28 protein-coding genes, 2 pseudogenes and 2 riboswitches are annotated in these 26107 nt (G+C 38.3%); of the genes and pseudogenes, 26 read left to right on the plus strand and 4 right to left on the minus strand.

The window, feature by feature from the left end:
- From BLR88_RS01450 to BLR88_RS01510, 12 genes are all read left to right on the plus strand, one after another.
- Entirely contained in the window at positions 1–378 is a 378-nt protein-coding gene (locus BLR88_RS01450) for a hypothetical protein (RefSeq protein ID WP_091259726.1), read from the plus strand.
- Positions 378–656 (plus strand): hypothetical protein, encoded by a 279-nt coding sequence (locus BLR88_RS01455; protein ID WP_091259728.1) that lies wholly within the window; start codon positions 378–380, stop codon positions 654–656. Before BLR88_RS01450 ends, BLR88_RS01455 begins: the two co-directional genes overlap by 1 nt.
- The gene (locus BLR88_RS01460) at positions 656–2599 is read left to right on the plus strand and encodes a hypothetical protein (protein ID WP_091259730.1); all 1944 of its coding nucleotides are present in this window, start codon (positions 656–658) and stop codon (positions 2597–2599) included. The genes BLR88_RS01455 and BLR88_RS01460 overlap by 1 nt, the downstream gene beginning before the upstream one ends.
- A gap of 3 nt (positions 2600–2602) precedes the next feature.
- The gene (locus BLR88_RS01465) at positions 2603–4303 is read left to right on the plus strand and encodes a hypothetical protein (RefSeq protein ID WP_091259732.1); all 1701 of its coding nucleotides are present in this window, start codon (positions 2603–2605) and stop codon (positions 4301–4303) included.
- Positions 4304–4306: 3 nt separating this feature from the next.
- Positions 4307–4762: a hypothetical protein gene (locus tag BLR88_RS01470; protein WP_091259734.1), complete on the plus strand. Its 456-nt coding sequence runs from the start codon at positions 4307–4309 to the stop codon at positions 4760–4762.
- A 20-nt stretch (positions 4763–4782) separates the two neighbouring features.
- Complete coding sequence (locus BLR88_RS01475) at positions 4783–6402, plus strand: GLUG motif-containing protein (RefSeq protein ID WP_091259735.1); 1620 nt, start codon at positions 4783–4785, stop codon at positions 6400–6402.
- A 60-nt stretch (positions 6403–6462) separates the two neighbouring features.
- Positions 6463–6912, plus strand: a complete 450-nt coding sequence (locus tag BLR88_RS01480; protein WP_091259737.1) for a hypothetical protein — start codon at positions 6463–6465, stop codon at positions 6910–6912.
- A gap of 87 nt (positions 6913–6999) precedes the next feature.
- Complete coding sequence (locus BLR88_RS01485; RefSeq protein ID WP_217639370.1) at positions 7000–7815, plus strand: DUF5776 domain-containing protein; 816 nt, start codon at positions 7000–7002, stop codon at positions 7813–7815.
- A gap of 79 nt (positions 7816–7894) precedes the next feature.
- Entirely contained in the window at positions 7895–8191 is a 297-nt protein-coding gene (locus tag BLR88_RS01495) for a hypothetical protein (protein WP_091259739.1), read from the plus strand.
- Between the two features lie 385 nt (positions 8192–8576).
- On the plus strand, positions 8577–8837 hold the full coding sequence (locus tag BLR88_RS01500; RefSeq protein ID WP_091259741.1) for a hypothetical protein: 261 nt from the start codon (positions 8577–8579) through the stop codon (positions 8835–8837).
- A gap of 44 nt (positions 8838–8881) precedes the next feature.
- Positions 8882–9436, plus strand: a complete 555-nt coding sequence (locus BLR88_RS01505; protein ID WP_091259743.1) for a Rad52/Rad22 family DNA repair protein — start codon at positions 8882–8884, stop codon at positions 9434–9436.
- A gap of 233 nt (positions 9437–9669) precedes the next feature.
- Positions 9670–11136, plus strand: a complete 1467-nt coding sequence (locus BLR88_RS01510) for a TRM11 family methyltransferase (RefSeq protein ID WP_091259745.1) — start codon at positions 9670–9672, stop codon at positions 11134–11136.
- Between the two features lie 28 nt (positions 11137–11164).
- On the opposite strand, the gene BLR88_RS01515 is transcribed toward BLR88_RS01510, so the two are convergent.
- On the minus strand, positions 11165–11869 hold the full coding sequence (locus BLR88_RS01515) for an MvaI/BcnI family restriction endonuclease (RefSeq protein ID WP_091259747.1): 705 nt from the start codon (positions 11867–11869) through the stop codon (positions 11165–11167).
- Positions 11870–12054: 185 nt separating this feature from the next.
- On the opposite strand from BLR88_RS01515, the gene BLR88_RS01520 reads away from it, so the two are divergent.
- The 8 genes and pseudogenes from BLR88_RS01520 (at position 12055) to BLR88_RS01550 (ending at position 18090) form a co-directional block, all read left to right on the plus strand.
- Complete coding sequence (locus BLR88_RS01520) at positions 12055–12399, plus strand: hypothetical protein (RefSeq protein WP_091259749.1); 345 nt, start codon at positions 12055–12057, stop codon at positions 12397–12399.
- 312 nt (positions 12400–12711) lie between these two features.
- Positions 12712–12981 carry a hypothetical protein gene (locus tag BLR88_RS01525; protein ID WP_091259751.1) on the plus strand — a complete coding sequence of 90 codons (270 nt, stop codon included), beginning with the start codon at positions 12712–12714 and terminating at the stop codon, positions 12979–12981.
- A gap of 67 nt (positions 12982–13048) precedes the next feature.
- Positions 13049–14086: pseudogene (locus BLR88_RS01530) on the plus strand (protein prkA); the annotation flags it as partial.
- Positions 14087–14109: 23 nt separating this feature from the next.
- Positions 14110–15249, plus strand: a complete 1140-nt coding sequence (gene yhbH, locus BLR88_RS01535; protein WP_091259753.1) for a sporulation protein YhbH — start codon at positions 14110–14112, stop codon at positions 15247–15249.
- Positions 15246–16682 carry a SpoVR family protein gene (locus BLR88_RS01540; RefSeq protein ID WP_057899731.1) on the plus strand — a complete coding sequence of 479 codons (1437 nt, stop codon included), beginning with the start codon at positions 15246–15248 and terminating at the stop codon, positions 16680–16682. The genes yhbH and BLR88_RS01540 overlap by 4 nt, the downstream gene beginning before the upstream one ends.
- Before the next feature lie 134 nt (positions 16683–16816).
- Positions 16817–17104 carry a hypothetical protein gene (locus BLR88_RS01545; RefSeq protein WP_057899730.1) on the plus strand — a complete coding sequence of 96 codons (288 nt, stop codon included), beginning with the start codon at positions 16817–16819 and terminating at the stop codon, positions 17102–17104.
- Positions 17101–17274, plus strand: a complete 174-nt coding sequence (locus tag BLR88_RS19260; RefSeq protein WP_156424094.1) for a hypothetical protein — start codon at positions 17101–17103, stop codon at positions 17272–17274. Before BLR88_RS01545 ends, BLR88_RS19260 begins: the two co-directional genes overlap by 4 nt.
- A 45-nt stretch (positions 17275–17319) precedes the next feature.
- The gene (locus BLR88_RS01550) at positions 17320–18090 is read left to right on the plus strand and encodes a DODA-type extradiol aromatic ring-opening family dioxygenase (RefSeq protein WP_057899729.1); all 771 of its coding nucleotides are present in this window, start codon (positions 17320–17322) and stop codon (positions 18088–18090) included.
- A gap of 272 nt (positions 18091–18362) precedes the next feature.
- Here the strand turns inward: BLR88_RS01550 and BLR88_RS01555 are convergent, their stop codons facing one another.
- Entirely contained in the window at positions 18363–18980 is a 618-nt protein-coding gene (locus BLR88_RS01555; protein ID WP_057899728.1) for a DUF3298 and DUF4163 domain-containing protein, read from the minus strand.
- Between the two features lie 143 nt (positions 18981–19123).
- Positions 19124–19240, plus strand: a riboswitch (SAM riboswitch).
- Between the two features lie 102 nt (positions 19241–19342).
- Positions 19343–19451: riboswitch (SAM riboswitch) on the plus strand.
- A gap of 93 nt (positions 19452–19544) precedes the next feature.
- Here BLR88_RS01555 and BLR88_RS01560 point away from each other — a divergent pair.
- The 3 genes and pseudogenes from BLR88_RS01560 (at position 19545) to BLR88_RS01570 (ending at position 21887) form a co-directional block, all read left to right on the plus strand.
- Positions 19545–20707, plus strand: a pseudogene (locus BLR88_RS01560) (trans-sulfuration enzyme family protein).
- A gap of 64 nt (positions 20708–20771) precedes the next feature.
- Positions 20772–20939 (plus strand): hypothetical protein, encoded by a 168-nt coding sequence (locus tag BLR88_RS19265; protein ID WP_156424093.1) that lies wholly within the window; start codon positions 20772–20774, stop codon positions 20937–20939.
- A 240-nt stretch (positions 20940–21179) separates the two neighbouring features.
- Complete coding sequence (locus BLR88_RS01570) at positions 21180–21887, plus strand: pirin family protein (protein ID WP_057899726.1); 708 nt, start codon at positions 21180–21182, stop codon at positions 21885–21887.
- A gap of 48 nt (positions 21888–21935) precedes the next feature.
- Here BLR88_RS01570 and BLR88_RS01575 read toward each other — a convergent pair whose 3' ends face one another.
- Entirely contained in the window at positions 21936–23276 is a 1341-nt protein-coding gene (locus BLR88_RS01575; protein ID WP_057899725.1) for a cytochrome P450, read from the minus strand.
- Positions 23277–23494: 218 nt separating this feature from the next.
- Here BLR88_RS01575 and BLR88_RS01580 point away from each other — a divergent pair, with 218 nt between their 5' ends.
- Together BLR88_RS01580 and BLR88_RS19270 are read left to right on the plus strand one after the other, a co-directional pair.
- Positions 23495–23755, plus strand: coding sequence for a metal-sensitive transcriptional regulator (locus tag BLR88_RS01580; RefSeq protein ID WP_057899724.1), 261 nt, complete (start codon positions 23495–23497; stop codon positions 23753–23755).
- A gap of 86 nt (positions 23756–23841) precedes the next feature.
- Complete coding sequence (locus BLR88_RS19270) at positions 23842–24009, plus strand: hypothetical protein (RefSeq protein ID WP_175493531.1); 168 nt, start codon at positions 23842–23844, stop codon at positions 24007–24009.
- Here BLR88_RS19270 and BLR88_RS01585 read toward each other — a convergent pair.
- Positions 23984–24424 carry a 2-thiouracil desulfurase family protein gene (locus BLR88_RS01585; protein ID WP_057899723.1) on the minus strand — a complete coding sequence of 147 codons (441 nt, stop codon included), beginning with the start codon at positions 24422–24424 and terminating at the stop codon, positions 23984–23986. The two genes, BLR88_RS19270 and BLR88_RS01585, sit on opposite strands and share 26 nt — an antisense overlap.
- A gap of 409 nt (positions 24425–24833) precedes the next feature.
- Between BLR88_RS01585 and BLR88_RS01590 the strand changes: the two genes are divergently transcribed.
- Complete coding sequence (locus tag BLR88_RS01590) at positions 24834–25991, plus strand: aminotransferase A (RefSeq protein ID WP_057899722.1); 1158 nt, start codon at positions 24834–24836, stop codon at positions 25989–25991.
- Positions 25992–26107 lie beyond the last annotated feature (116 nt).

Genomic DNA, 26107 nt, shown 5'->3' on the forward strand with positions numbered 1-26107 from the left:
ATGAGTTTAAAAGCACAATTATTAAATGGAACTAGTTTCCGTAAGGAAGTTGATATTGAATTTGATAATAAAATAATTACATTTGTTTTGAAACCACTATCTAACGCGGAATACAAAAATATTCAAGTAAAAATAAATAAAGGTCAGAAAAAGTATTTAGATACTAAGATTGCTAAAACTCAGTACATAGATTTAGCAGATATGACCGAACGTGGATTTAAGGCTAATGTTGAAATTTTTATTAAAGGGGTTGCAGACGAAGTTTGGACAGAAGAAGAGGTTAATAAACTTCCTGCCGGTCTGGTGGATAAAGTGGCTACAAAAATATTGGAGATTTCAGGAATTATTGATTCAAAGGATGATAAAAAAAAGAATTAATGGAAGCAGAATTAAAAGAATTTGCTGAATCGATTGAAGGGCAAAATATGATAATACTACACGATTTAGGTTATAAATTAGCAGACTCTCAAAAGGACTTAACTCCTTTGCAGAGTCTGTTTTTAATTTATGGGATGAATTACAGAACAAAAGTTCAATTAGAACAAATCAATCAATCAACTAGTAATAGCAGTAGTTTAAGTAAAAGAAATTCTTCTGTTCAACATTATTTAAAACAAAAAGTTAAAGAAAGATGGAAAGAAAGGGGTGAGTTATAGTGGCAAATGCTATTGAAATTATTATTCGTGCGCAAGATTATGCTAGTGAAGTATTTGAACGATTAAGAAACACTGGAGTTGAGGCGGGGGAACGTCTCACCGACAGTTTAAGCGAAGTTAGCGAAGAGGCAAGACAGATGGGTGATCGTGTAGATGATGCTATGGAAGAAGTTGAACGTGCTGCACAAGAGGCAGAAGATTCTATTGAAAAGTTAGCAGAAACAGCAGAAGAAGCAACAAAAGATATGAAAGAAGCCGCTGAAGAACAGAAAGAAGCATTACAAAGTGTAACAGAACAAATTGGAATAGCAAGTGCCGCTTTAACTACTTTCGCCCAAGTCCAAAAAGATGTTAATGCAAGAATGGATAAGTTGGCTTATCTTACTGGAATGCAAGATAGTGCCGTATCTGAATTAGTGCAATCTATTTCTGATGCTAACTTTGGATTAGAAGAAACATTAGAAGTTCTAGAAAGAGGAAGAAAAGAAGGTTTAAAGAGTGAAGAACAATTACGTAAATATGCAGAAAGTTGGAAGACTGTACAAAAAGCAACTGGTTTAGGATTAGACGAATTACTTGAGTTTAGCCCAATTCTTGAACGTGCAAATGCAGGTTTTGCTGAAAACACTGATGCAATGGATGCATTCGGTTGGGTAATGCAAAATACAACTTCCAGCATTCCTGAATTTATGGATGCGATTGCTGGAGCAATGATAGACATTGGGGATGCAGAAATTAGATTAAATGAAATGGCTGCTGCTTTAAAACTTGTAGAAGAAAAATACGGTGTTACTGGTCCAGAAGCGATTTCAGTCTTTCAAACAAAGGTGGGAGAGGCCGCTGCACTTGTAGAAGAGCAAACTGGACAAGCAGGATTTACGATGGAAGCATTTATGGAAATGATTGGAGCAACAACGGAAGAATTAAATCGATATGCTAGTCAAGTAGCAGGCTCCTCTCATGTAATGGAAGAGTTGGCTAATATTCAGGATAAAAATGCTACTTTATTCGATAAAATCATGGCAAAAGTTGCAGATTTCAATGCACAACATCAGGGTGCAATCCAAACAATGGGGACATTTGGAACAATCATGAGTGGTTTAACACCTGTTATTCTTTTAGCAAGTAATGCACAAGCAATTTATACAACTATTACTACTGCTGCAACAGGTGCTACAACTGCTTTCGGTACTGCTATTACCTTCTTAACCGGTCCTGTAGGTTTAGTCATCCTTGCTATTACTGCATTAATTGGAGTTGGCTATCTGCTAATAAAAAATTGGGAAAGTGTAAAAGAATTTGGAATTATGGTTTGGGAAGGTATTGTTTCAGCCGCTCAAACAGCATGGGAGTTATTAAAACAAGGGGCAGAAATAGCATTTAAAGTAATATTTTGGCAATGGATATTGCTATACAATGGCTTCAAAGAAGGGATTAAATTTATTATGGATGTTTTCCCTCAAGCATGGGATAAAATCAAAGAAGGTGCTTCTATTGCCTTTCAATCTGTTAAAAATATATGGAGTGGAATAGGTAATTTCTTTAAAGGCTTGTGGGACGGCATTATTGCAGGGTTAAAAGCACCGTTCAATTTCTTTATCGATACAGTGAATAAAATGATAGGAGCAGTAAATAATATCCAGATTAAAGTACCTGACTGGGTTCCGGGCTTAGGTGGAAAACAATTTGGCTTCAATATTCCTAATATTCCTCGCCTCCATACAGGAGGTATTTTTAATGCTCCAATTGGTCAACGTGAAGGACTTGCTTTATTAAAAGATGGTGAAATGGTCTTAGATCCTATGGTTTCAAGAAAAGAAATCAATAATCAATCTAATAATGAACGTCCTCAAATTATTCGAATTGAACTGGACGGAAGAGTACTGGCTGAAGTTGTAGGAAAACATACACAAGATGAAATTATATTGAGAGGAGGGTGGTAGTCTATGATTGACATTAAAATCAATGGTGAGTCTGTTCTAATTCAAGGTGGCTCTCTAAATATTCAGAAAAATATCACAGACTACGACACTCTTACTTTCAATGTAATTACATTTGAAAACAAGAAATGGTTTAAAGAAGGCCTTGAGGTTGAATTGTTTTTTCAGGGAGTTAAACGTTTCGGAGGATATATACATAAGGTTCGTGAAGTAGGGGCATTACATAATTATTTACTCCATCAAATTCAAGTGAAAGGCTATGAATATCTTGCTGATAAGATCCCAATTGCTAAGGCTTATCAGTTTGAATGGAGTGGCGATATAGTTGCTTACATTGTCAATGATTTTCTTTATCAAGAAGGTATAACAATTGCTTACTCTGAAAGAGGGATAAGACTTAACGACATTAAATTTGGCTATGTTAGTGCATGGACTGCTCTTAAACGGCTAGCAGAAAAGAATAATTTTTATCTTCGTATTGATGAAAATAAAAAAATCCATTTTAGAAGTAAAAAAAGCAATATTGCTCCATTCGCTTTGAACTGGAACAATGTTATTTCCAATTCTGTAAGAGTAGAAAAAGGAAATCCCGCTTATAGAAATACACAATATTTAGTGGGAAGTAAAGCAAAAACAGATACCCTAATCGCTGAATTCAAAGGTGACGGTAAAAATAAGACTTTTACTCTTGGCTTTCCATTAGCAGAACGACCAAAAGCATATGTAAGCATAAATGGCGGGCCATTTGAAGAGAAGTTAGTAGGTTTTAAAGAAATAACTAATACCGGTTATTTCTTTTATTTTTCTATGAATGACAATGTAATTGTTCAGGATAAGGATGCTCCTGTTTTAACAGATAATGATATTGTTAAATTCGAATATAAAGGTCTATACGATGTAGTAATCGTAAATAAACTACCATACGAAATCGAAAAACGAAAACAATTAGACAAAGGAACAGGAATTGTGGGACAAGTTATTAACAAAGATATAATTGGCTTAGACAATGCAATACAGGAAAACCTACTAATACTAAACAAATATGGCACACAAGAAGGTTTTATTATCGAGTATGAAACCGATAAAGACGGCCTTGAACCGGGAATGCTCCAACCTATTCATCTGCCAGAACATAATTTAGTAGACACAGAAGGATTAATTACTCATGTTCGTATCCGTGATGTAGATCAGGAGTTAAGATATTCTGTTCGTGTTGTAAATGGTCCATTTGACGAGGATTGGGTTGCTTTCTTCTCTAAAAAAGAAAAGGACAATGATTTTAATTTAATCGAGGGAAGTGAATTAATACAACCTGTCTATTCCTTTGAGAAGACTTGGCAACAAACAGAGTTTCCTAATCTATTCTCTTCTGCCGTCTATCCGGGTAAAAATACTTTTCCCGGTCCTTCTCTATATCCTGCACTCAAAACAGGTCAGAAAGTCAAATTTCTGGCTTATTTTATTAACGACATTGAAACAGGAAGGGTTCCAATTATTAAACAAACAGAAGAAGGGGATATAGTCTATTCTCTTTGTCTATTAGGTTTGGATATTGAAGGATTAATAACTAAACTCGCATGGGTGGGTGGAGCAACTGCTAGCGAACAGGTAGGTACAGGTATTTACTTAGATATACAAAATGTAACCTTAAATAAAACGAGACTAGAAGTTTTCCAGATTGAGAAGATCGATAGGAAGGGGTGGTAATAAATGGTTAGAGTGAAAGAGTATCCTTATGAAGAAACAAATCCATTAAATCCTTATCCAGAGGAAACCGGTCAAATTGAAGATGGAATTGTCTTAGGTGATTATAAATCTATTCAATACAATAAAACAAATTGGGATGAGCAGACAGCAATTACACCTCAACGTTTGAATAATTTAGAAGGTATGTTTGATTTACTTATTGAACGCACACATTGGCTTCATGTGTTGGCAACCGCTTGGGATACATTAGAAGTAGACGATACAAGACATCCAGTGATTTGGCGACAAATAGGAAACCCAACAGATAAAAATGGAAACATAAATTATAGTTATGGTAATGCTAGTTATTTTACACGAACAGCAGAACTACAACCTTTAAGAGTCCAATTAAGAACAGACGATCCAGATCCAAACAACCCAGATAATATCGGGATGATTTATTTACGCACTGACTTATAAGAGAGGAGGGGATAGCAAATATGGAATTCGTGTATAATTACGAAGTTATAAAACTAGAAGATAAACAAATAATTGAACTATCCCCTCTTCCAAGGTTTATTGAAGGAAGGGACGGGCTAATAAATATAGATGAATATTATGCCGATGTAAAAGATTTGGTTTTAAGTGGTGCTGATATATCCGATAATCCTAAAGCACTTGAATATTCGGATTTGATTAAAAATTTTACCATTCCAAAATTTGAGGGACAGGTTGAAATTTACGATCCTAATGCGAATGTTACAGCATCATATAGAAACCAAGCAATAAAAGAAAAAGAAATAGAAATGGGGTTAAAATATGAACGTGAGTTCGTGTGGATTGACGGTGCAGAGGAAGCCAACGGTGTAATTGTTCTACCGTACGACGATTATGATACCGTTTATGTAGTTAAAGGAACAAAGGAAAATCCCGAACTAATTATAATAGCAGAAGGGCAGGAGGGAGATTGGCCACCTTATTATTATAAGAAGGACGGGAAAACTTACATTGTTATGGAAGGCTTTTCTGGTGCAGGTGGAACACAATCCTCTCCATATCCAGTTTCTACACCACAAGATTTTTTTAATATTAACAATAATTTAAGTGCAAGTTATATACAAACTAACGATATTGATTTTAGTGGCATTAATTTTACTCAAATTGCAGGTGCTTCTATTGTAGATAGAAGATTTTCTGGGACTTACGATGGAAATGGATATTCATTAAAGAATATAACAATAAATGATAACAATGTTACATATAAAGAACCTGCTGTATTTGGAATTGCTGGTGGAGTTATAAAAAACGTATTTATAAAAAACATAACAATAAATGTAACAAAAACCATCAACCGTGCAGGAGGACTTGTAGGTTTTCTATATCGTGGCCAGATTGAAAATTGTGCTGTTGAAGGGGTAATAAATTCGACCAATGGAAATGTTGGGGGATTAGTAGGTGGAGCATATAATTCATCAATTAAGAACTGTTATGCAAAAATAAATATGCAACAAAGTACTTCTGCAAAAAAAGGTGGATTCATATGTGACCTACAGGGAACAACTATCCAAAATTGTTATTCCGCTAGTATTGGTTCTGTATCCCCTTTTGTTCATACAATTTATAGTAATGTTTATATAGTACAATGCTATTATGACAAAGATTTATCAGGAGGAATTTTAAATTTACCGGCGATTGGTAAAACAACAGCAGAAATGAAACAACAAAGTACTTATCAGAACTGGGATTTTGTAAATATATGGAACCTCAAATCTGATTCTTATCCTGATCTGGTTGCGTTAAGAACAGATAACATTTTAGAAGAACCAAATAATGGAGATGGAGGTGGAGGTGGAGACGGAGGTGGAGGAACTACTCCTACTGGTCCTTCTCCAATTAATATATTAAAACTAATTGATAAAAATGGAATATGGGAAATTTGTATTGCTTCACCGAACGATCCTAATTTAAAATACAACTTTTTTAGAATAATTACATCAGACGGACAAATAGGTTGCTTAGATATAATAAAAATTGACGAGTTGGACGGTTCAGAAAGTCCGTTTAGAATTATTACACATAAAGGAATTTTCGCTTTAAGAACCGTTCAAGTGCAGGGATAATCTCCCTGCTATTTTTATTTTAAAAGGGAGGTGTAAAGATAAAGAAAGGGGTTGGGATAAATGGATTTCTTTAGAGATTTATACAATTTATTTGTTGCTCTAGTTGCAGGTCTATTCGGTATTGCAGTAAGCAATGGAACAGTAGATAAGTTTGCTAGTATGTTTCTTCTTCTCAGTTTATTTACAATTGCTGTTTTAACGATTGAATACACTACCCTTCTAACTGAAAGAAAGTTAGGAATTAAAGATTTAGCATTGCCAGTAATAAAATCATTTTGTACATTGGCAATTTTTCTATTCTTTAGTATAGGGGCTATCCTGTCAATTGGGATAGATAATTACACCTCAACATTCCTATATTTCATCACTTGGTCATATACGGGATTAATTGTAAGTGCTTATTTAGTGCAAATACTTACTTTTGGAAAGAAACTTGGTATTCCCGGTATGGCTAAATTAATTGAGATTGTTGAGCAATTCTCTACGATCTTCACAAGATATAAGAAATAACACATATAAACATACAAGGAACTTTATAACTCGGATTATAGAGCCTATTTTTTAGGCTCTATTTTTTTATGAAAGGAGAGGATCAATATGAAAAAACAAGGAAAATTTATTGAAATGAGCAGAGAAGAATTTTTTAAATGGCTAATGGATTTAAAAGTAAGTAGAAAAATTACACATATACAAGAGCATCATACATATAGACCAAATTATGGTGATTGTAAAAAGCACTCCAATCTTGAGTTAGTTGAAAATATATCTAAATACCACAAAAAATTGGGTTGGAGTTGCATTGGCCAACATATTACAACCTTTCCAGATGGAAAAATAGTTATCGGCGAAAGAAGTTTTGACGATGATCCCGCTGGTATTAAAGGACACAATGCTGGCGGTATTTGCATAGAAAATCTAGGTTTCTTTGATAAAGGGCAAGATGTAATGACAGAAGAGCATAAGAAAACCATTATTTTTGTTACCGCTGCTTTACATTTTAAATTTAACCTACCTGTAAATACTAATACTTGTGTTTATCATGCTTGGTTTGCAAATAAAACTTGTCCCGGAACTAATTTCTTTGGGGGAAATACAAAGTCAGACGCACAGAAGTATTTCTATCCTTTAGTAGAGAAGCAGATTGCAGAATTTAAAGGTGCTAAAACAATTTCAAAACCTGCTTCTGCTCCTGCTACTAAAAAAGAAAGTAAGAAAGGAGTAAAGGTAATTTGCTCTTCTCTTTGGACTTATAACTCTGCAAATTGGGATGATAAAGCAGTAATAGTACATAAAGGAGAAGTATTTACCATCATCTCTGACAAAATTAAAGTTGGAGGAGGATATATGTACCGACTCAAGAGTGGTCTCTACATTACCGCTAACCCTAAATATGTTGAAGTAATTAATCTTTAGGAATATTTAATAATCATTATAACTATTATAATGATTATTTTTATTTATAAACATTTATAATGAAAGGAGTTGATTAATAATGTTTGAGAATGATTTATATTTACTAATTGGTTTTGCACTTGCTGTTCTTGTAACACTTTTTACCCCTATGGTAAGGGGATATTTAAATAAATTCTATTCTTTTCTTGTGAAAAAACTAGGTAAAAATACTGCTAATATACTTAAAACAGTATTTATAGCAGTTATTCAATACATAAAAGACAATAAAGACAAGATAATTACTGTTTTAGTAAAGAAATCTAATGACAAAATAAACAAAGACAATATAAAAAGCATTGAAAAAGGTTATAAAAAAGGAAAAGAAATATTAAAGTAATACATTGCCTCCCGCTTTGGGAGGCTATTTTTCTATTTTTATTGTAAATTTTTACTAACGAAAAAACTGAAATAAATACACGAAAAAAATAAAATAAATACTCATACAAAGTCATTCCTTGTCAGTCATGACTTTGTAAAAAATGATTAAAAACGAATAAATGAGGTTTTTAACGACATTTATTTATTTTATTTTATTCTTCTTATTTTTGCAGAATTTCTTAGAAAAATAAGAAACAGTGATTATTCCTAATTTTCGGATCGCTATTTTTATCTACATATAAAAATATTTTAGAATCCGTAGATAAAAAAGCAGGATTTATTTATTCAAAAAATAAGATGACAGTAGAAATATCAAAACTTAAAGATAAAAAGGAGGTATTCTCATGATAGAATTTTTACAGTTCTTAGGACAGAAATTAATGCAGCAAAAAGAAATACTGGCTTGGGTTGACAAAATGTTTTATGTTACGTTGAAAGTTATGTTTGCATGGCTATCGATGGGATTTCTGACTTACATCGCATACGATAATATTAATAAAAGTGTGCCTGAAAGATACAAAGAATATTGTTATGCAATAACAGATAGTATTGCTATTACAATAACATACATTATTACAGTCTACTATTTTATAAGTTTTTTCTAAAAAGGTGTTGATAAAATATTAAAGCGCAATTAGGAGGAAAAAGTATGGACTATAAGCAACTAACCAGACCGTTCGGTAAAGACCAAATAAAAATAAGACAAGGAAGAAAAAATATGTCTTATTATTATGTTCCTTCCCAGCATGTAGTTGAACGCTTAAATGAGATCGGAACATTTAATTGGCACTTCACAATAAAGGAAAGTAAACAAATAAACGAAGAAGTTGTTGTGTTGGGAAGTTTAACAATCATGGGGAACACTAAAGAAGCCTACGGTTCAGCCCCAATTGATGATAAGAAAAGCGTAGGGGACAGTTTTAAAACGGCTTCTGCCCTTGCTCTTACAAAAGCCGCTAGTCTGTTCGGAATTCCATGTGTGTTCCATACAAAAATACAAGATAACAAACAAAATACACATAATTATCCACAAATGCCTACATCTCAAACTAACAATGCTCAACCAAATGCTTGTATGGATTGTGGCTTAATAATAAGCGAGGCCGAAGTGCAATTTAGTAAAAAATATGCACATACTTATAAAAACAAAATCTTGTGCAAAGAATGTCAACAAAATTATAGAAACGTGAGAAGAGTAAAATAATCTCTTCTCTTTTTTTATTTAAATTATTCGTTTAAAAAACAAGGGATTTATCTTTCAAGAAACAAGTATACAAATAGAAATTAAATTAGTTAAAAGAAAGGGAGGTTACAGACGAAAGAAAATTTGAATACTCGCAAAAGGCTGCTGTTTCATGGAAAAATCATTGTCTTAAATAGTGTATTTTAAAATGTTCTTTAATTTGATATAATTAATTATTCGTGGAGGGAAAACATATGGCAACGGTGATCAAAGAAATGTTAAAAAATGTTGACAAAGAATTAATAAGTGAATTTCAGTCACTTCCGATAGACATTTGGGATTTTAAGGACGAAGATGTTCGTTTTGGAACACATGGGATCCATAACTATCCTGCTGTTATGGTATATCCAATAAGTCGCAAACTATTATCTATTTTCAAAAAATATCAACCTATAAAAACATTACTTGACCCATACATGGGGTCAGGAACTTGCCTAGTTGAAGGGATTTTGGCTGATTTGGATTCTGTTTATGGAACAGACTTAAATCCATTAGCAAGATTAATAAGTAGGGTAAAAACAAAAGCAATAGAACCAGACATTCTTAACGAACAGATAAGCCATTTGTTTTATAATCTAGATTACAATTTTACAGAATTAAGAAAAATTATTGATAAATTTGATGATTATGTAAGAAAAGAAAAGAAATTAGATGTTACTGCAAAAGATGGTTGGGGTTCTAATGCAGTAGAGATTACAAAAGAGTATCTAGCAATGCATAATATTGACCTTTATTTGCCTGAGATCAGTAATCTCGGCTATTGGTTTTTACCAAGAGTTGTTCTAGAATTACAAATTATAAAAAACTGTATAAAATTAATAGAAAACAAAGATGTTCGCAATTTCTTATGGGTTTGTTTTAGTGAAGTAGTTCGTTTAACAAGTAATCGTCGTAACGGTGAATTTAAAATGTACCGTATGGATAAAGAAAAATTAAAAACATTCAATCCGAACGTTTTAGAAATATTCATGAATACGGTACAAAAGAACGAACAGAAGATGTTAGAGTTTTATGATGCATATTCACAAAAACAAAAAAACACACAAGTTCATATATACAATAATAATGCTATGACACTAGAAAATATTCCAGACGAAGAGATTGATATTGTTATCACTTCTCCACCTTATGGTGATTCTCGCACAACTGTTGCGTACGGACAATTTTCACGAACTGCTTTAGAGTGGTTGGATATGCACGAAACAGATTCTACAGAAGAAGAACTAGACGAAAGAAAAATAAGAGCAATTGATAGCAACTTACTTGGTGGAAAAATAGATAAAAATATGGAGTTTAATCTTCCTTCACCAACTTTAAGAGAAGCATACGAACAAATAAAACAAAAAGACGAAAAACGTGCATTGGAAGTTTATGCTTTTTACAGAGATTTGAACGAGTCCATAAGAGCAATCACAAGTAAAATGAAAAAGAATGGGTATCAGTGCTGGGTCGTTGGGAATAGAACAGTAAAGGAGATTCAGTTACCAACTCATCAAATTTTAATTGAACTTGCTGAACATCATGGAAATGCTTATGTAACTACACTTGTAAGAAATATTTCAAATAAAGTAATGCCTTTACTAAACAGTCCAACAAATAAGACCGGACAAAAAGTAGCCACTATGACAAACGAACATATAGTAATTATTCGTAAGCAATAGACGGAGAAGATCTTCTCCGTCTATATTTTTATAAAATACGTTCTTTTGTTTCATAAAATTCATCGATTTTATTTTTACGAATACGAAAAGCAGTTCCTCTTGAACGTCCCGCTCCACTTGGCTTCAAATGAACACGAAAATCTATGTATATATCGCCATTTTCCATAACCTCTAGGAATTTGTCGCCAGTAAAGTTTTTACACAAATAAACTTCATCGTATAAGAATTCTTCGTTTGCACCTCTACCTCTATGATGTGCTGGAACATATATAAGACTTTTACTTATTTTTTCAAGAAATTTTTGAGCAAGTAACTCTTTGTCATAATACCCTAAAATAACCTCATTACCGTCATCTAACCGTTTAACAATATTTATTCTATCGTTTTTAACAACTGCTCGGATATTTTGTGCATTATAAACACTTGACGAAAAAGTTGATTTTAAAGCATATCTGCCCTTTTTATCAACATAACCATATTTAGTTAGCATTTCTTCCCAACTCATATCACGAACTGGCTCAAGTGTAAAAAGTGTTAATAGAGAAGAAGAATTTCTACGAACTGCTTTTAGTTCGCCTGTTTCACCAAGATCGGGTAAATCAATGTTATTTTCTGTAATACCTAGTAAATCTTCTAGTGTTTTACCTACTCCAGTATCCGCTCCACGATGAGTCTTTACCCAACCCATTTTCTTTATTTGTTCCATTTTTGTTAAAAAAGTGTTCAAATCCATTATTTTACCCCCAACTATTAGATTCCATTTATTAGAATACAAGATTCTTCAAAATGGTTCCATAGTCTGGTGTAAAATAATTTAAAATAATTAATTTTATACTATTAATCAATCCACAACATAATTTAAAAATGGTAGTATATTAACATATGAAAAAATTATTTAAATAAGGAGTAAAGCCAAATATGAAATTATACTCACTTGTGTTAAATGATAATAATTATTTTATTAAACAGTATGTAAAAGATAACAATGCGGAAATAGTAAAAGAACAAACTTATAGACCTAACGAATATTTCAATTATCCAAATCTGGAAGAAATAAAGATGGAAATGAAGAACATTGGGGCAGAAGCATTAATTCTGAACGATATCCATGATTTACAGGATATTAATACTTTCGAGGAATTTATTAATCAAGCGGAGAAGAACAATATAGAAGTTATTTTTGCTAGTCAAAAATTAAAAACTTCAAAAAAGTATACAATAAGAGAACTAGTATTTTATTTATCTAGGAATTTTTACAATTAATTGATATATAAATATCGTATTATAGAGGCAACGTACGCAGGGTAAAATAAAAAATCCCTGCTTTTTTATTTTTGGTCCTTCTCAAAAAAATCACTATATAGTATAATTATTCCATATTTAATTATAACATCAAAATAGCAAGCAAGTGGTTGCCATTGCAACACAACTAAAAATAATTATTTGAAGAACTACTTAAAACATAGTTTAAACTACATATATTAATAATAATGTAAAAAACACAGTTAAAACTACAACTTTAAAACACCGCTTAAAATACATACCACTCCTGCTAGCACAGTAGGGGGTATGTATATGTTAGTTAAAGAAAGAATATTACACGAAAATCAATCCCTTCACCTGCATATGATGTACAAACGGCATCATCGTGCAGGGGTGAAGGGGATGGAAACAGTCACTCAACCTTCTCATCCTTCCCACAAAATCACAGAGATCGAGGGGAAGTATGGAACAATCAAAGTATTTAAATCTCAAAGGGAAGTTTCAAAAACGGACGAGGATATTCATTCTTTAATCGCAAGGGTTCTGCTAATGAAACAAAAAAGACTAGCCAACAACGGTTAGTCTTTTTTCCATTTATTAGGGAAATAGATACATAATTTTATATTTTAGTAGATATCATACCATCACCGATGAGCTTATCGTTGCCCATACAAACGAATCAGAGTACAAAGCATTTATCAGTAATAAGAAAAATGAAGCCCTCCAATCCCGGATGATCGTGATGCGCATTCCGTATAACTTGCGCGTATCGGATGAGGAGAAAATTTATGGGAAGCTAATTAGACAAAGCGACCTTGGACACGTCCATATCGCGCCGCATTCCCTGCGTGCTGCAGCGATTTTCTCCACTTTGACACGCTTGAAGGAATCGAAGAAGCAGGGCGTTGATTTGTTGAAGAAAATGCGGTTGTATAACGGGGACGCTGTGGAAGGATTCAAAGACTCAGACATTAAGGAACTGCAAAGCGAATTTCCGGATGAGGGCATGTCTGGCATTGACCCGCGTTATGTTATTAATCGTATTTCTAGTGCTCTTATTCGCCGCGATACCGAATGCATCAATGCCCTTGATATTTTGCGGGCGCTCAAGGATGGCTTGGATCAGTCACCTACCATTACAAAGGAAGATAAAGAACGCTACCTTACATTCATTAACATTGCGCGCAAGGAGTATGACGAGTTAGCCAAAAAAGAAGTACAAAAAGCGTTTGTTTACTCGTATGAAGAATCTGCGAAAACCCTTTTGGATAACTATCTTGATAACGTAGAGTCCTATTGCAACAAAACGAAGGTATGTGACCCTATTACCGGTGAAGAAATGGACGCGGATGAAAAACTTATGCGGTCGATTGAGGAACAGATTGGCATCTCGGAGAATGCGAAAAAAGCATTCCGTGAAGAGATACTCATCCGGATTTCTGCTTATGCGCGTAAAGGCAAGCGATTCGACTATAACAGTCATGAACGACTGCGCGAAGCGATCGAGAAGAAGTTATTTGCTGATTTGAAAGATGTTGTCAAAATCACGACCTCAACCAAAACGCCGGACGAAGTGCAGTTGAAGAAAGTAAATGAAGTAACCGCGCGCTTGATTGACGAGCATGGATACTGCCCGATTTGTGCAAACGAACTCTTGCGTTATGTGGGCAGTCTTTTGAATCGATAAGCGGTGAAAAAGGGGGAAATTTTATGAAACAAGAACCACCGTTTATCATTTCACGTGAAGATTGGTCGCTGCACCGTAAAGGTCATCAGGATCAGCAACGCCACCAGGAAAAGGTGAAGGAAGCAATCAAACAAAATCTTCCTGATTTAATAAATGAAGAAAGCATTGTTATGTCGAACGGACGGGATGTTGTAAAAATCCCGATCCGTTCTCTTGATGAATATCGTATTAGATATAATTACAACAAAAGTAAACATGTCGGCCAAGGTGATGGCGATTCTAAAGTTGGCGACGTGATTGCACGAGAAAGCGGAGCGGGTCAGGGGCCGGGCGCAGGCGATCAGCCTGGCATAGATTACTATGAGGCGGAGATTTCAGTAGAAGAGCTGGAAGAGATGCTATTCGCCGAAATGGAATTGCCGAATCTTCAACAAAAACAAGAGGATCAAGTGATCGTTACCGATATTCGCTTTAATGATGTAAGGAAAAAAGGACTGATAGGAAATATTGACAAAAAGCGTACGATTTTGGAGGCGCTGCGTCGCAATGCGCGAGAAGGATACAAAGGAATTAAAAACATTATTGATGAAGATTTGCGTTTCAAAACATGGGAAGAAATCGTCAGACCACACTCCAACGCGGTTATCATCGCAATGATGGACACTTCAGGTTCGATGGGGGCGTTGGAAAAGTACGTAGCGCGTAGCTTTTTTTTCTGGATGACCCGATTTTTGCGCACGAAGTATGAGAAGGTGGAAATTGTATTTATTGCACACCATACCGAAGCGAAAGAAGTAACGGAAGAAGCGTTCTTTTCCAAAGGTGAGAGCGGGGGCACGATTTGCTCGTCCGCCTATCGTAAAGCGCTTGAGATTATCGATAGCCGTTACCCACCATCTCTGTATAATATTTATCCATTTCATTTTTCAGACGGCGATAATTTGACATCAGACAATGATCGTTGCGTGAAGCTGGTAAAAGAGCTAATGGCAAGGTGCAATATGTTCGGATATGGTGAGGTTAACCAATATAATAGACATTCAACATTAATGTCTGCCTATAAACATATTAAAGATCCAAAATTCAAATACTGTATCGTTCGTGAAAAAGGTGAGGTTTATAAAGCGTTAACCACTTTCTTTGGGAAGGAGGAGAAAGAGTGACATCGGATGAGGTTAGACAATTAGAGCGGGCGGTTGATGAGATTACTGAAATTGCCAAAGGGTTCGGGCTTGATTTTTATCCGATGCGCTATGAAATTTGTCCGGCGGACATTATTTATACGTTTGGCGCATATGGTATGCCAACACGCTTTTCTCATTGGAGTTTTGGTAAAGCTTTCTATAAAATGAAACTGCAGTACGATTTAGGTTTAAGCAAAATCTACGAACTAGTCATCAATTCGAATCCGTGCTATGCGTTTCTTCTGGAGGGCAATTCGTTAATTCAAAATAAACTGATTGTAGCCCACGTGCTGGCACATTGCGATTTCTTCAAAAATAACGTTCGTTTCAGCAAGACAAACCGAAATATGGTCGAGAGCATGGCGGCGACAGCAGAGCGGCTGCGCCAGTATGAGATTGAATATGGCAAGCAAACCGTAGAAGAGTTTCTTGACGCGGTGCTTGCGATTCAGGAGCATGTCGATCCAAGTTTGAACCGCCGCCATTTTAGCTGGGCGGAAGAGATAGAAAAAAAACGGAACACCGTCGAACTAAAAAAAAACAACCCTTATGGGGATATATGGTTTTTAGACGAAGAGGAGCAGAAACGACGGAAAATTGCGGAAGAAGAAGTGAAGAAGAGGTGGGATCGCTTCCCTCCAGATCCGGAAAAAGACTTGCTTTTGTTCATTGAAGAGTTTAGTCCGCGCTTGGAGAATTGGCAACGCGACGTACTTACGATTATGCGGGAAGAAATGCTGTATTTCTGGCCGCAAATTGAGACGAAAATTATGAATGAAGGCTGGGCGTCTTACTGGCACCAGCGTATTCTGCGGGAAATGGATTTAACTGAAGAGGAGACCATTGAATACGCGAAGCTGAATGCTGGTGTTGTGCAGCCGTCTACCATAAGCATTAACCCGTATTATTTAGGCCTGAAAATGTTCGAAGATATTGAAGAGCGCTGGAATAACCCGACTAAAGAAGAACAGGAACGTTTTGGTCGAAAGCCAGGCATGGGGCGTGAGAAGATCTTTGAAGTACGCGAACTGGACAGTGATATTTCTTTTATCCGTAACTATTTAACAAAAGAACTTGTTGAAAAAATGGATATGTACGTATTCGCACGTCAAGGCAACGATTGGACGATTACAGACAAATCGTGGGAGATAGTGCGCGATCAACTGGTGACGAGTCGCGTCAATGGCGGATTTCCATACATTTTAGTACAGGATGGCGATTACTTGCGCAATGGCGAGCTGTATTTGTTTCACCAGTATGAGGGAATGGAATTGGATATAAAGCACCTGGAAAGAACGTTGCCATATATCTATAAGCTTTGGGGCAGAACGGTGCACTTGGAGACAAAAATCGAGGAACGTCGCGTGCTGTTTACTTATGACGGTAAGAAGTGTCACCGGAGATTTCTTTAATTACCGAAGACCGCTACAGGAAAAGCGGTCTTTTTCTTTCCCATATTATTCATACAAGGTAAAGAAATTTTTTCTTTTTTGTCTAACTAACTATTTAACCAAAGGAGAAAAGGAAGAAAAAGGGGGATTTGGCGATGGCGCGAATCGACACGGGCGGAATTTTGATTTCCGTATTTATTGGCTTTGTGCTTGGATTGAAAATGCAGGATAATTATTTATGGGTACAGCCAAAACCGACGGAAAATGCGCTGCAAGCAATTGCCTCCACGGATGTTGTGCAAGCGAAGAATATAACAAAGGAAAGGCTTGTAGAAGAACTAAAGAAATACATGACATCCAACTTTGGCTACCAGTCGTTAAAAGTTTCATGGATTCAATATATTAAAGATTACGATATTTTTTTGAAAACGAAGGTGTTATGATTCAAGTTCAGACTCATTTGCTTGAAACGAGCGGGGATTTAGTATATATGTTAAACGCGGTACAAGGGTTTGTGAAAAGCCGCTTGCCGGATATGTATGAACAGAGTCGAGTCGTGATTATAAACCAAAAAGGGGATATACTGATGGAAAGGAAGTTTTCTGCTTCATAAAGATAAACGATTATTATAGGGAACAGAAAACGGAGGGATGCAGTGATGGTACCTGCTTTGTTTGTTGCACACGGCGCGCCGACATTGGTATTAGAAGAAAATCAATATACGAAGATGCTAAAAGGATTGGCTGATCGTCTGCCGGAACCTCGTGCTATTGTGTTGTTTTCGGCGCATTGGGAAGCGCCTGTACAGATGGTGAGTGCTGTAGAAGAATATGAGATGATATATGATTTTTACGGTTTTCCGGAAGAAATGTATAAAATTGTATATCCGGCCAAAGGAAACAAGGATCTTGCACAGAAGATCGTAAAGTTGTTGGAGGAAAGTGGAACCGATTCCAAAGTGGACGCGGAGAGGGGGATTGATCACGGAGCTTGGGTGGTACTTCGGTTGATGTACCCGGATGCTCGTGTCCCGGTTGTTGTGCTATCGGTGAATCCTGCGCTTTCCCCTGCGGAGCAATATTACATAGGGCGGGCGCTGGCACCGTTGCGGAAAGAAGGTGTGATGATTATTGGAAGCGGCGGAACGGTACATAATTTGCATAGGTTGAATTGGAACAGTTTAGAAAAAGAAAAGTGGGCGGCCACGTTTGACGATTGGCTGCAAGCAAAAATAGAGATGTGGGATACGGATTCGCTGTTTAGGTATGAGACGGAAGCGCCGTATGGCAGGGAAGCTGTGCCACGCAACGAGCACTTTATTCCGCTGTTGCTCGCCATGGGGGCGGCGGATGACGGAAGAAAAGCGGATTTGCTGCATCGGGAATATCAGCATGGAAGCTTGAGTCTATGTTGTTGGAAGTTTGAATAATCAGTGTAAGGGTGTCGCAATTTATAGTCATTTAACTACAAATTGCTAATTGGAAGCATCCTTCCTCTGCAGACGAGCAGCCGATTGGTAGGTATTCAGTATACAACGATTGGCAAAGTATTTGAATATTCGCGTCACGCATTTGAAATATGAAAGACCTTTCGATAATTGAAGGGTCTTTCATATTTCAAAGCGGTGTTTGAACAGCATGTATCCAGTTTTATGACGTTTTCGGATATAATCTTGCGTTTTATACGGCAACAGATGTAATGTTATGCTTGAGCCATTTTTCCTAAAGGCCCATTTTCATTGATGATATCTTCCAAGTCGTATACAGATATGGGAAACATGGGAAAGCCGACATAGTAAGGGGTAATTTCATACAGTTGAAAATAAATAACCAATGCTTTATCTGCTATATAAAAATCTTGATCTGGCCGAATCCCTTTAAATTCGCCTAACAATGGGATGTTTCGTTTTTTAATCTGGAATTGAATAATATTGGACAGTCTTTTTATGTAATCACTTCCTTGTTGAAATAAATCCTTCAATTGATAGAGTTTACCTGTTTGAATATTTATAGTTAATGATTTTAAAATGGTGAGTCCATGTGCGTGGTGCAAGATATAGGCATAATTCTCTAGGGTTAGGCTAAGGATATCTCTTTCATTGGATTTGATCTCATAATGGCCGAGCATTTCGATCGTTGTTGGATTTTGATAATACCCTTGTTCTTGGATTAAGGCATAAACTTGATGCAAAATGATAACGTTTATTTTTTCTTGTACAGCCTTATTTTTCAGTCCTTCTACCCGAGGATAATAAATGGTGACATTTGGGGCAAGAATGGACATTGTTTGTATATAAACGGGGAAGTTATATGAATCCATAGCATACCAATCCCTTTCGATTTTTTCCTATGTTTTAGCCTATTCAGGAAGTGGTTGCACGGTTTTTGTTTAGAGATTTTTTAAATTTATTGACAGTTTTCATAAACGTAATTATTATAGAATAAATAATTTATATATTGATTTTCTTATCAAGAGAGGCGGAGGGACTGGCCCAGTGAAGCCCGGCAACCCCAATGACCCTATTCGAGGGAAGGAAGGTGCCAATTCCAGCAGGATACACATATCCTGAGAGATAAGGAAAAGGATGAGCAATCAGCTCCTTTATACCTTACTCAGGATAAAGGGGTTTTTATTTTGCCCTGCAATTTGGTTCGTACGATGCACACAAACTGAATATATCGCTCTTATCAAGAGAGGTGGAGGGACTGGCCCGATGAAACCCGGCAACCATCAAACGCAATGTTTGAACGGTGCTAATGCCTGTGGAACGACTGTTCTAAACGATGAGAGGGGAAAGTTTGCTGTATATAAACACTCTCCATCGAAGAGTGTTTTATTTTTTATCTTTGATGTTTATGAAACGAAATGAAACGGAGGAAGAACATGAACATTGAAACACTTCTTGTTCGTTCTGGGTTAGAAAGAGACCGCGCGACTGGTGCAATCAGTACACCGATTTACCAGAGCGCGACTTTCCAGCATCCAGAGCTGGGTGTCAGTACCGGATATGATTATTCCCGCACAGCCAATCCAACCCGGACAGCGCTGGAAGAAGCGATAGCCGTGTTGGAAAAAGGAGCGAAGGGCTTCGCTTTTGCTTCCGGGATGGCCGCCATTTCCTCTGTTTTTTGTTTGTTAAAGAGCGGGGATGAGATTTTGCTTTCTGATGACATTTACGGCGGCACGTACCGGGCGATTACAAAACTGTTCCCTCGTTTCGGCATACAGTCAAAGTTCGTAAATACAACGGATATCGGTGCGATTGAAAGCGCGATTACGCCGGCGACACGTGCGATATTTTTGGAGAGTCCGTCCAATCCGCAGATGAATATTACAGATATTGAAGCCGTATGCCGGCTGGCCAAACAATACGGGTTGCTAACCATTGTCGATAATACGTTTATGACGCCTTATTTACAGCGGCCTTTGCGGCTGGGAGCCGACATTGTGATTCATAGCGCCACCAAATATATCGGAGGACATAGCGATGTTGTAGGGGGGTGGTGGTAGCGGGCAAAAAAGAAATCGCTGAAGAAATCGGATTTATTCAGAACGCGTTCGGTGCCATTCTTGGCCCGCAAGATTCCTGGTTGTTGCTACGGGGATTGAAGACGTTGAAAGTGCGGCTTGACCAACATCAGAAAAGCGCGCATAAAATAGCGGTTTGGCTGCAAAACCATCCCGCGGTAAAGCGGGTATATTATCCCGGTCTTCCCGAACATCCGGGGCATGAGCTGGCCGCTAAACAGGCAGCGGGCTTTGGCGGCGTGCTCTCTTTTATGTTGCATAATGTAGAACAGGTAGAGCGATTTTTGCGGAATGTCACTCTTCCGGCTCTTGCCGTAAGTCTCGGCGCTGTCGAAAGTATTTTGACGTATCCGGCTCGGATGTCGCATGCCAGTATTCCGGAAGCGGATCGAAAGAAAATGGGAATTACGGATACGTTATTGCGCCTATCGGTCGGTCTGGAAGAGCCGGACGATTTGATTCAAGATCTGGAGCAGGCTTTGCAATGTAGTGTTTCCAGTTCCAATTATGTTTCTTGAGTATATATCATTTTGGATGTTTTGTATGTACAATCAAAAGAAACTGTTTTGTACATATAGGACATTGATACACAAAGATGGAAAATCTTTCGGGGTATGGGTAACGATACGGGCTGTGCCCAACGGCAAAGAGCATCATGTGCGGCAATACGGCGTGCATTTAATAAACAAGCCGTGTGGCGAAGAGAGACCGGTCGGTGATGCAATTGAACGGCAGTGTTTGATGGGATGAAAAAGTGCAGTTCCTGGCTGGGAAGCGCAGCGCATGTTTACCGGGGAGAAGTCATTTCCATAAGGGCAAACCGGGATAAGGAAGGACAGCCGATAGATGTTTCGGCTGTTTTTTTACATAGAAAATGATTTGAGAAAGAATAGGCTCATAATAAAGGAAACAGGGAAAAGATGATTGACTTTTTTATTTATTGTAATATACTTTTATAAAGTAAGTTAATAACTTATCAGGAGGTTGGATATGATTACTATTTATCCAGCAGCTTCGCGTTATTCCACAAATCATGGTTGGCTGCAAAGTAATTTCAGTTTTTCGTTTGCTGAGTATTATGATCCAAATAATTTACAGTTTGGCCCGCTTCGGGTGTTTAATGATGATATCGTACAACCGGGTACGGGCTTTGGTGCTCATCCGCACAGGGAAATGGAGATTGTCTCTATTGTGCTGAGAGGACAATTGAAACATCAGGATAGCACTGGTAATTCAGCGGTGCTTGTGCCGGGAGAAATTCAGCGCATGACCGCCGGGACGGGGATTATGCACGCTGAGTTCAATCCGTCCGATACGGAAGAGGTTAATTTTTTGCAGCTCTGGTTTCTACCGGATGAAAAAGGATTGGAGCCTTCATACGAACAATTCGCGTATAATCAGGAAGCAATGAGAAATAACTTGTTGCCTATAGTAGCGAAACGTCAAGTAGATGGGCATCGCGTAGCGCATATTCATCAGGATTTGACGTTATATCTTTCCAGGCTGGATACCGGCAAGAGCCTGACATTTACGCAAGCGGAAGGCCGCCGTATCTATGTATTTGTGATTGAGGGCGAACTGGAATTAAACGGGAAGAAAACGCTGCACACTCGTGATGCCGCGCGCATTATGGACACGCTAGTATTGGAGTTGAAAGCAGCAGAAAATGTACACTTTATGCTTATCGATCTTCCTTAATCATGCAAGTAATGAAAAACTTGCGGGTAACGTGCCCGCGAGTTTTTCTTATCTTTTTTTCACGATCATGCGCAAACCGTTTTTGGGGCGCAGCGTCACCACCGGTTCCGGTTCGACCGGATTGTGCGGATCGGCGAGACGCAACTGGAATTTTTGAGCAATTGTAACGAGAATAAGCGTGGCCTCCATAATGGCGAAATGATTACCGATACAGACGCGCGGCCCCCCGCCGAACGGAAAGAAAGCAAACTGCGGGATTTCTTTAAGGAGATTGCCTGCAAATCGCTCAGGAATAAAGGCATCTGGATTATCGAAATATTTTGGATTGCGGTGCATGACATACTGGCTCATCATAATCGATTCGCCCGGTTTAAATGTATGTCCTCCAATCTCTATTTCATCCGTCACCTCACGGTTAATTGCCCAGGCGGCCGGATAGAGGCGCAGCGTTTCCCAGATTATATTTTCCGCGTATTTTAATTTCGGCAGATCATGTACGGTTACTTTCCGTCCGCCAAGCACTTGTTCGATTTCCGACCAGAGCTTTTGCTCCGCTTCCGGGTGTTGGGCGAGAAGGTATAGCGTCCATGACAATGTGTTTGCCGTTGTTTCATGGCCGGCGATGAAAATCGTCATGACTTCATCGCGTACCTGATGGTCGGTCATGCCCGTACCATCGTCTTCATCCCGTGCCGCAAGCAGCATGGAGAGTAAGTCGCCACGGTTTTCATCTTCGCTTTTCCGGCGTTCTTCAATAATCGAGAAAATGACCTTATCCAATGTTTCCGCTGCTTCTTTAAATTCGCGATTGCTTTTGGTCGGGATGCTTTCCGGAATATCAATAAACGAAGAGGCGCGTCGGCTTACATATTTTAACCCTACATCAATCGCATGCTCGATATCATTTAAATTTTTATTAATACTTGTCCCAAACATTGTTTTTGTGATAATGGAGAGGGTTAATTCCATCATATCTTTCGAGATAAGGCGCTCTTCGCCGTCCTTCCATTTACTGATGAGTTTCTCCCCATATTCCACCATCGTGTCGCCGTAGCTGACAATATGGTCTTGACGGAATGAAGGCTGCATAAGGCGCCGCTGACGCATGTGGAATTTTCCTTCGCTTGTGAGGATGCCTTCTCCGACGACTGCTTTGGCAACTTGTAGACCTTTTCCTTTTTTAAAGTGTGCTTGTTTGGTTACGAGTACTTCCTTAATATAATCGGGGTTGCTTATTAGATAAAGGTGCCGGGGACCAAATCTCAGGTGAACAATATCGCCATATTCTTCAGCGGCGCGGCGCAGAAATTCAAGGGGATTCTTGCGAAAAGCAAACAGATTGCCGGTAATGGGTAAGCCCTTTGGGCCGAGAATTTCGATTTCACTCATGTATGTTCCCTCCATTTTTGGTTATATTGTGTACTATCTCCCTTTCTTATTCTTTTTTTTATTTTTCCTTTATAAATCTTACGGAAAGACAAAAGAACATTGTCCGTGGGGAGGAGTTCGTGCTATGATTTGAAAAAAACGGGATTGCGAACTTCCTGTTTATTGTTGATACCTTAGCGGGTATGATAAAGACATACCATCGATTGAGGTGATAAGGGATGGAATATAACGATGCTATAAAAAATCGCCTCCGCCGCATTGAAGGACAGATTCGCGGAGTGCTCAGCATGATGGAACAGCAAAAGGATTGCCGTGATGTTGTCACCCAACTCACCGCGGTTCGTTCCGCTGTTGATCGCGTGATCGGATTGGTTGTGGCAAATAATATGGAAGCGTGTATACGCATGGAAATTGAAAAAGGAAATAATCCCGATCATGTTATTAAGGAAGCGGTTGATTTGCTTGTAAAAAGCCGCTAAGAAAGCAAAGCAGCACGTTATGTGCTGTTTTTTTGTGATACCAGTTTACTTACGACTTGAGAACAAAATGTGAAGATATGGAAAATATGTTGTTAGGGAGTGTCATTTCCGCGCTGTCGACCGGACTGAGCGCCGTGCCGATTTTGTTTCTTCCGCATATTTATCATTATGCACGGCATATACTGGTAGCGCTGGCCGCTGAAATAATGATGGTCGATTTCCCTAACATTATGATTCCTCCGATTGGACGGTGATTCCGTGACGCATCAACAGGGCGGTAGTGACACCGACACCTTTTCGTTTTGTTTTGGAAAATGTGCCATTATAAATCATATTGCTGCCACAGGAAGGGCTACGTTCTTTCAAAATGGCTTCTTTAGCATTAACTGATTGCGCAATAAGCAAAACCTGCCGTGCACCTTGCAGGAACTGTTCTGTTACGTCATTGCCTTGATTGTCAATAACTTTTGCTTTCCCATCGAGTACATCAAATCCGTCGCCGCCCACAATTTCCGCCGGATTGCGGGGGGTTGACAGCCCGCCCAGTTGCTCTGGACAGACAGGAATTGCTTTTCCGTCTTTGACGAGTTGCTCAATTTCTGCTACCCGATTGTCTTTTTGGTCGTACCGGCATGCGCATCCCATTAAACAAGCGCTTATGATTTTCATCTTTGTTTCCCCTTTATCATTTTATTATTTGTGTTGTCAATCACACGATCATGTCGTTTCCGGTTTCTTTTGTTTTTTGTTGCAACTTCTGCAAGCTTTCTTCAAGGTGAGCGATCAGCATGACTTTGCCTTGTTAGGGGAAAGCGCTTTTATCGTTTCTCCCCCGATTCTGCTGATGGCTCCGGTAATCATGGCACCTTTTCTTTCTATTGTTCATATATGCTGTTCCCTTTGAAATAGGGTGGAGAGGCAAATTATATTATACCACGTACCACAAAGTCTGAATCGAAGCCGCTGAAATTATACGGATGCTTAGTATTGAACAGCAAAATTCATCATAAGGCGTGCTATACTTGAAAAAAAGAGATAAATATGCGTACTGCGCGCGGAAGAAAGGGTGTACGAGCAGATGGAACATTTAATCAATCCGCGGGTTCGTGATATTCAAATTTCCGGTATCCGCAAATTTTTCAATCTTGTGCAGCAATACGATGACGCCATTTCTTTAACAATTGGTCAGCCTGATTTTGCTACGCCAGGTCATATTAAAGAAGCAGGAAAACGCGCGATTGATCAAAACTGGACAACATACACGCCGAACGCTGGCCTGCCTGAGCTGCGGGAGGCGGCCGCAGCGTTCGTTTGGAAAAAATACGGCTTACGTTATGACCCGGTGACGGAGATTATTGTGACGAACGGAGCGAGTGAAGCGATTGATATCGCGTTACGTACCGTTCTGACGGAAGGCAGCGAGGTTATTTTGCCGGGCCCGGTTTATCCTGGCTATGAGCCAATTATTCGCTTATGCGGCGCCACACCTGTATACGTGGATACACGTGAAACCGATTTTAAAGTCACAACGACGTTGTTAAGCGAGAAAATAAATAAGAATACGCGTTGCGTGATTTTACCGTATCCGTCCAATCCGACCGGCTGCACATTAGAACAGGATGAAATTGAAAAGATTGCTGCCCTCCTGGAAGACAAAGAGGTGTTTGTGATTTCGGACGAAATTTACAGTGAGCTTATTTACGAGAAAAAGCACCGCTCCATCGCTTCGCTTTCTTCCATGCGGGAAAAGACGATCGTTATCAATGGCTTGTCTAAATCTCATTCCATGACAGGATGGCGCATCGGATTTACGTTCGCACCTGCATATATAACATCGCAGATGGTGAAAGTGCATCAGTATAATGTTACATGTGCCAGTGCAATAAGCCAGTATGCGGCGCTTGAAGCATTAACGGAAGGCATCAATGACGCGGAGATCATGAGAGCCGAGTATGACAAGAGAAGAACATACGTGTATGACCGCCTTACAGAAATGGGGCTGGACGTTGTTAAGCCGAATGGCGCATTTTATATTTTTCCGCGTATTGGGCACTTTGGACTGTCTTCGTTTACATTTGCTTCGCGTCTTTTGGAAGAACAACGGGTGGCGGTAGTACCAGGGGACGCTTTTTCAGCTTATGGAGAGGGATACATCCGTATTTCTTATGCTTACGCGATGGAAGTGCTGGAAGAAGGGCTGAATCGTTTGGAAGCCTTTATCACATCTTTGAAATAGTTGAAATTACGAATGATGGTTAATCGAGAGCCATAAAGCAGAAGAGGGGAAGACGCGGCCGCAGCCGGGAGGCGATAGGATTGTCCGCTCGTGGCCGTCAGATGAGAAAGAGGAGC

It is taken from the genome of Aneurinibacillus thermoaerophilus (genome assembly GCF_900099925.1).
In the GTDB taxonomy this organism is placed as follows: Bacteria; Bacillota; Bacilli; order Aneurinibacillales; family Aneurinibacillaceae; genus Aneurinibacillus; species Aneurinibacillus thermoaerophilus.

Coding starts and splice junctions, on each gene's coding strand:
- BLR88_RS01510 (WP_091259745.1), top strand. CDS start 9,670: ATGGCAACGGTGATCAAAGAAATGTTAAAAAATGTTGACAAAGAATTA.
- BLR88_RS01485 (WP_217639370.1), top strand. CDS start 7,000: ATGAAAAAACAAGGAAAATTTATTGAAATGAGCAGAGAAGAATTTTTT.
- BLR88_RS01520 (WP_091259749.1), top strand. CDS start 12,055: ATGAAATTATACTCACTTGTGTTAAATGATAATAATTATTTTATTAAA.
- BLR88_RS01455 (WP_091259728.1), top strand. CDS start 378: ATGGAAGCAGAATTAAAAGAATTTGCTGAATCGATTGAAGGGCAAAAT.
- BLR88_RS01465 (WP_091259732.1), top strand. CDS start 2,603: ATGATTGACATTAAAATCAATGGTGAGTCTGTTCTAATTCAAGGTGGC.
- BLR88_RS01450 (WP_091259726.1), top strand. CDS start 1: ATGAGTTTAAAAGCACAATTATTAAATGGAACTAGTTTCCGTAAGGAA.
- BLR88_RS01585 (WP_057899723.1), bottom strand. CDS start 24,424: ATGAAAATCATAAGCGCTTGTTTAATGGGATGCGCATGCCGGTACGAC.
- BLR88_RS01495 (WP_091259739.1), top strand. CDS start 7,895: ATGTTTGAGAATGATTTATATTTACTAATTGGTTTTGCACTTGCTGTT.
- BLR88_RS01500 (WP_091259741.1), top strand. CDS start 8,577: ATGATAGAATTTTTACAGTTCTTAGGACAGAAATTAATGCAGCAAAAA.
- BLR88_RS01470 (WP_091259734.1), top strand. CDS start 4,307: ATGGTTAGAGTGAAAGAGTATCCTTATGAAGAAACAAATCCATTAAAT.
- BLR88_RS01590 (WP_057899722.1), top strand. CDS start 24,834: ATGGAACATTTAATCAATCCGCGGGTTCGTGATATTCAAATTTCCGGT.
- BLR88_RS19260 (WP_156424094.1), top strand. CDS start 17,101: ATGATTCAAGTTCAGACTCATTTGCTTGAAACGAGCGGGGATTTAGTA.
- BLR88_RS01550 (WP_057899729.1), top strand. CDS start 17,320: ATGGTACCTGCTTTGTTTGTTGCACACGGCGCGCCGACATTGGTATTA.
- BLR88_RS19270 (WP_175493531.1), top strand. CDS start 23,842: ATGTTGTTAGGGAGTGTCATTTCCGCGCTGTCGACCGGACTGAGCGCC.
- BLR88_RS01575 (WP_057899725.1), bottom strand. CDS start 23,276: ATGAGTGAAATCGAAATTCTCGGCCCAAAGGGCTTACCCATTACCGGC.
- BLR88_RS01505 (WP_091259743.1), top strand. CDS start 8,882: ATGGACTATAAGCAACTAACCAGACCGTTCGGTAAAGACCAAATAAAA.
- BLR88_RS01475 (WP_091259735.1), top strand. CDS start 4,783: ATGGAATTCGTGTATAATTACGAAGTTATAAAACTAGAAGATAAACAA.
- BLR88_RS01545 (WP_057899730.1), top strand. CDS start 16,817: ATGGCGCGAATCGACACGGGCGGAATTTTGATTTCCGTATTTATTGGC.
- BLR88_RS01580 (WP_057899724.1), top strand. CDS start 23,495: ATGGAATATAACGATGCTATAAAAAATCGCCTCCGCCGCATTGAAGGA.
- BLR88_RS01555 (WP_057899728.1), bottom strand. CDS start 18,980: ATGGATTCATATAACTTCCCCGTTTATATACAAACAATGTCCATTCTT.
- BLR88_RS01525 (WP_091259751.1), top strand. CDS start 12,712: ATGTTAGTTAAAGAAAGAATATTACACGAAAATCAATCCCTTCACCTG.
- BLR88_RS01480 (WP_091259737.1), top strand. CDS start 6,463: ATGGATTTCTTTAGAGATTTATACAATTTATTTGTTGCTCTAGTTGCA.
- yhbH (WP_091259753.1), top strand. CDS start 14,110: ATGAAACAAGAACCACCGTTTATCATTTCACGTGAAGATTGGTCGCTG.
- BLR88_RS01515 (WP_091259747.1), bottom strand. CDS start 11,869: ATGGATTTGAACACTTTTTTAACAAAAATGGAACAAATAAAGAAAATG.
- BLR88_RS01570 (WP_057899726.1), top strand. CDS start 21,180: ATGATTACTATTTATCCAGCAGCTTCGCGTTATTCCACAAATCATGGT.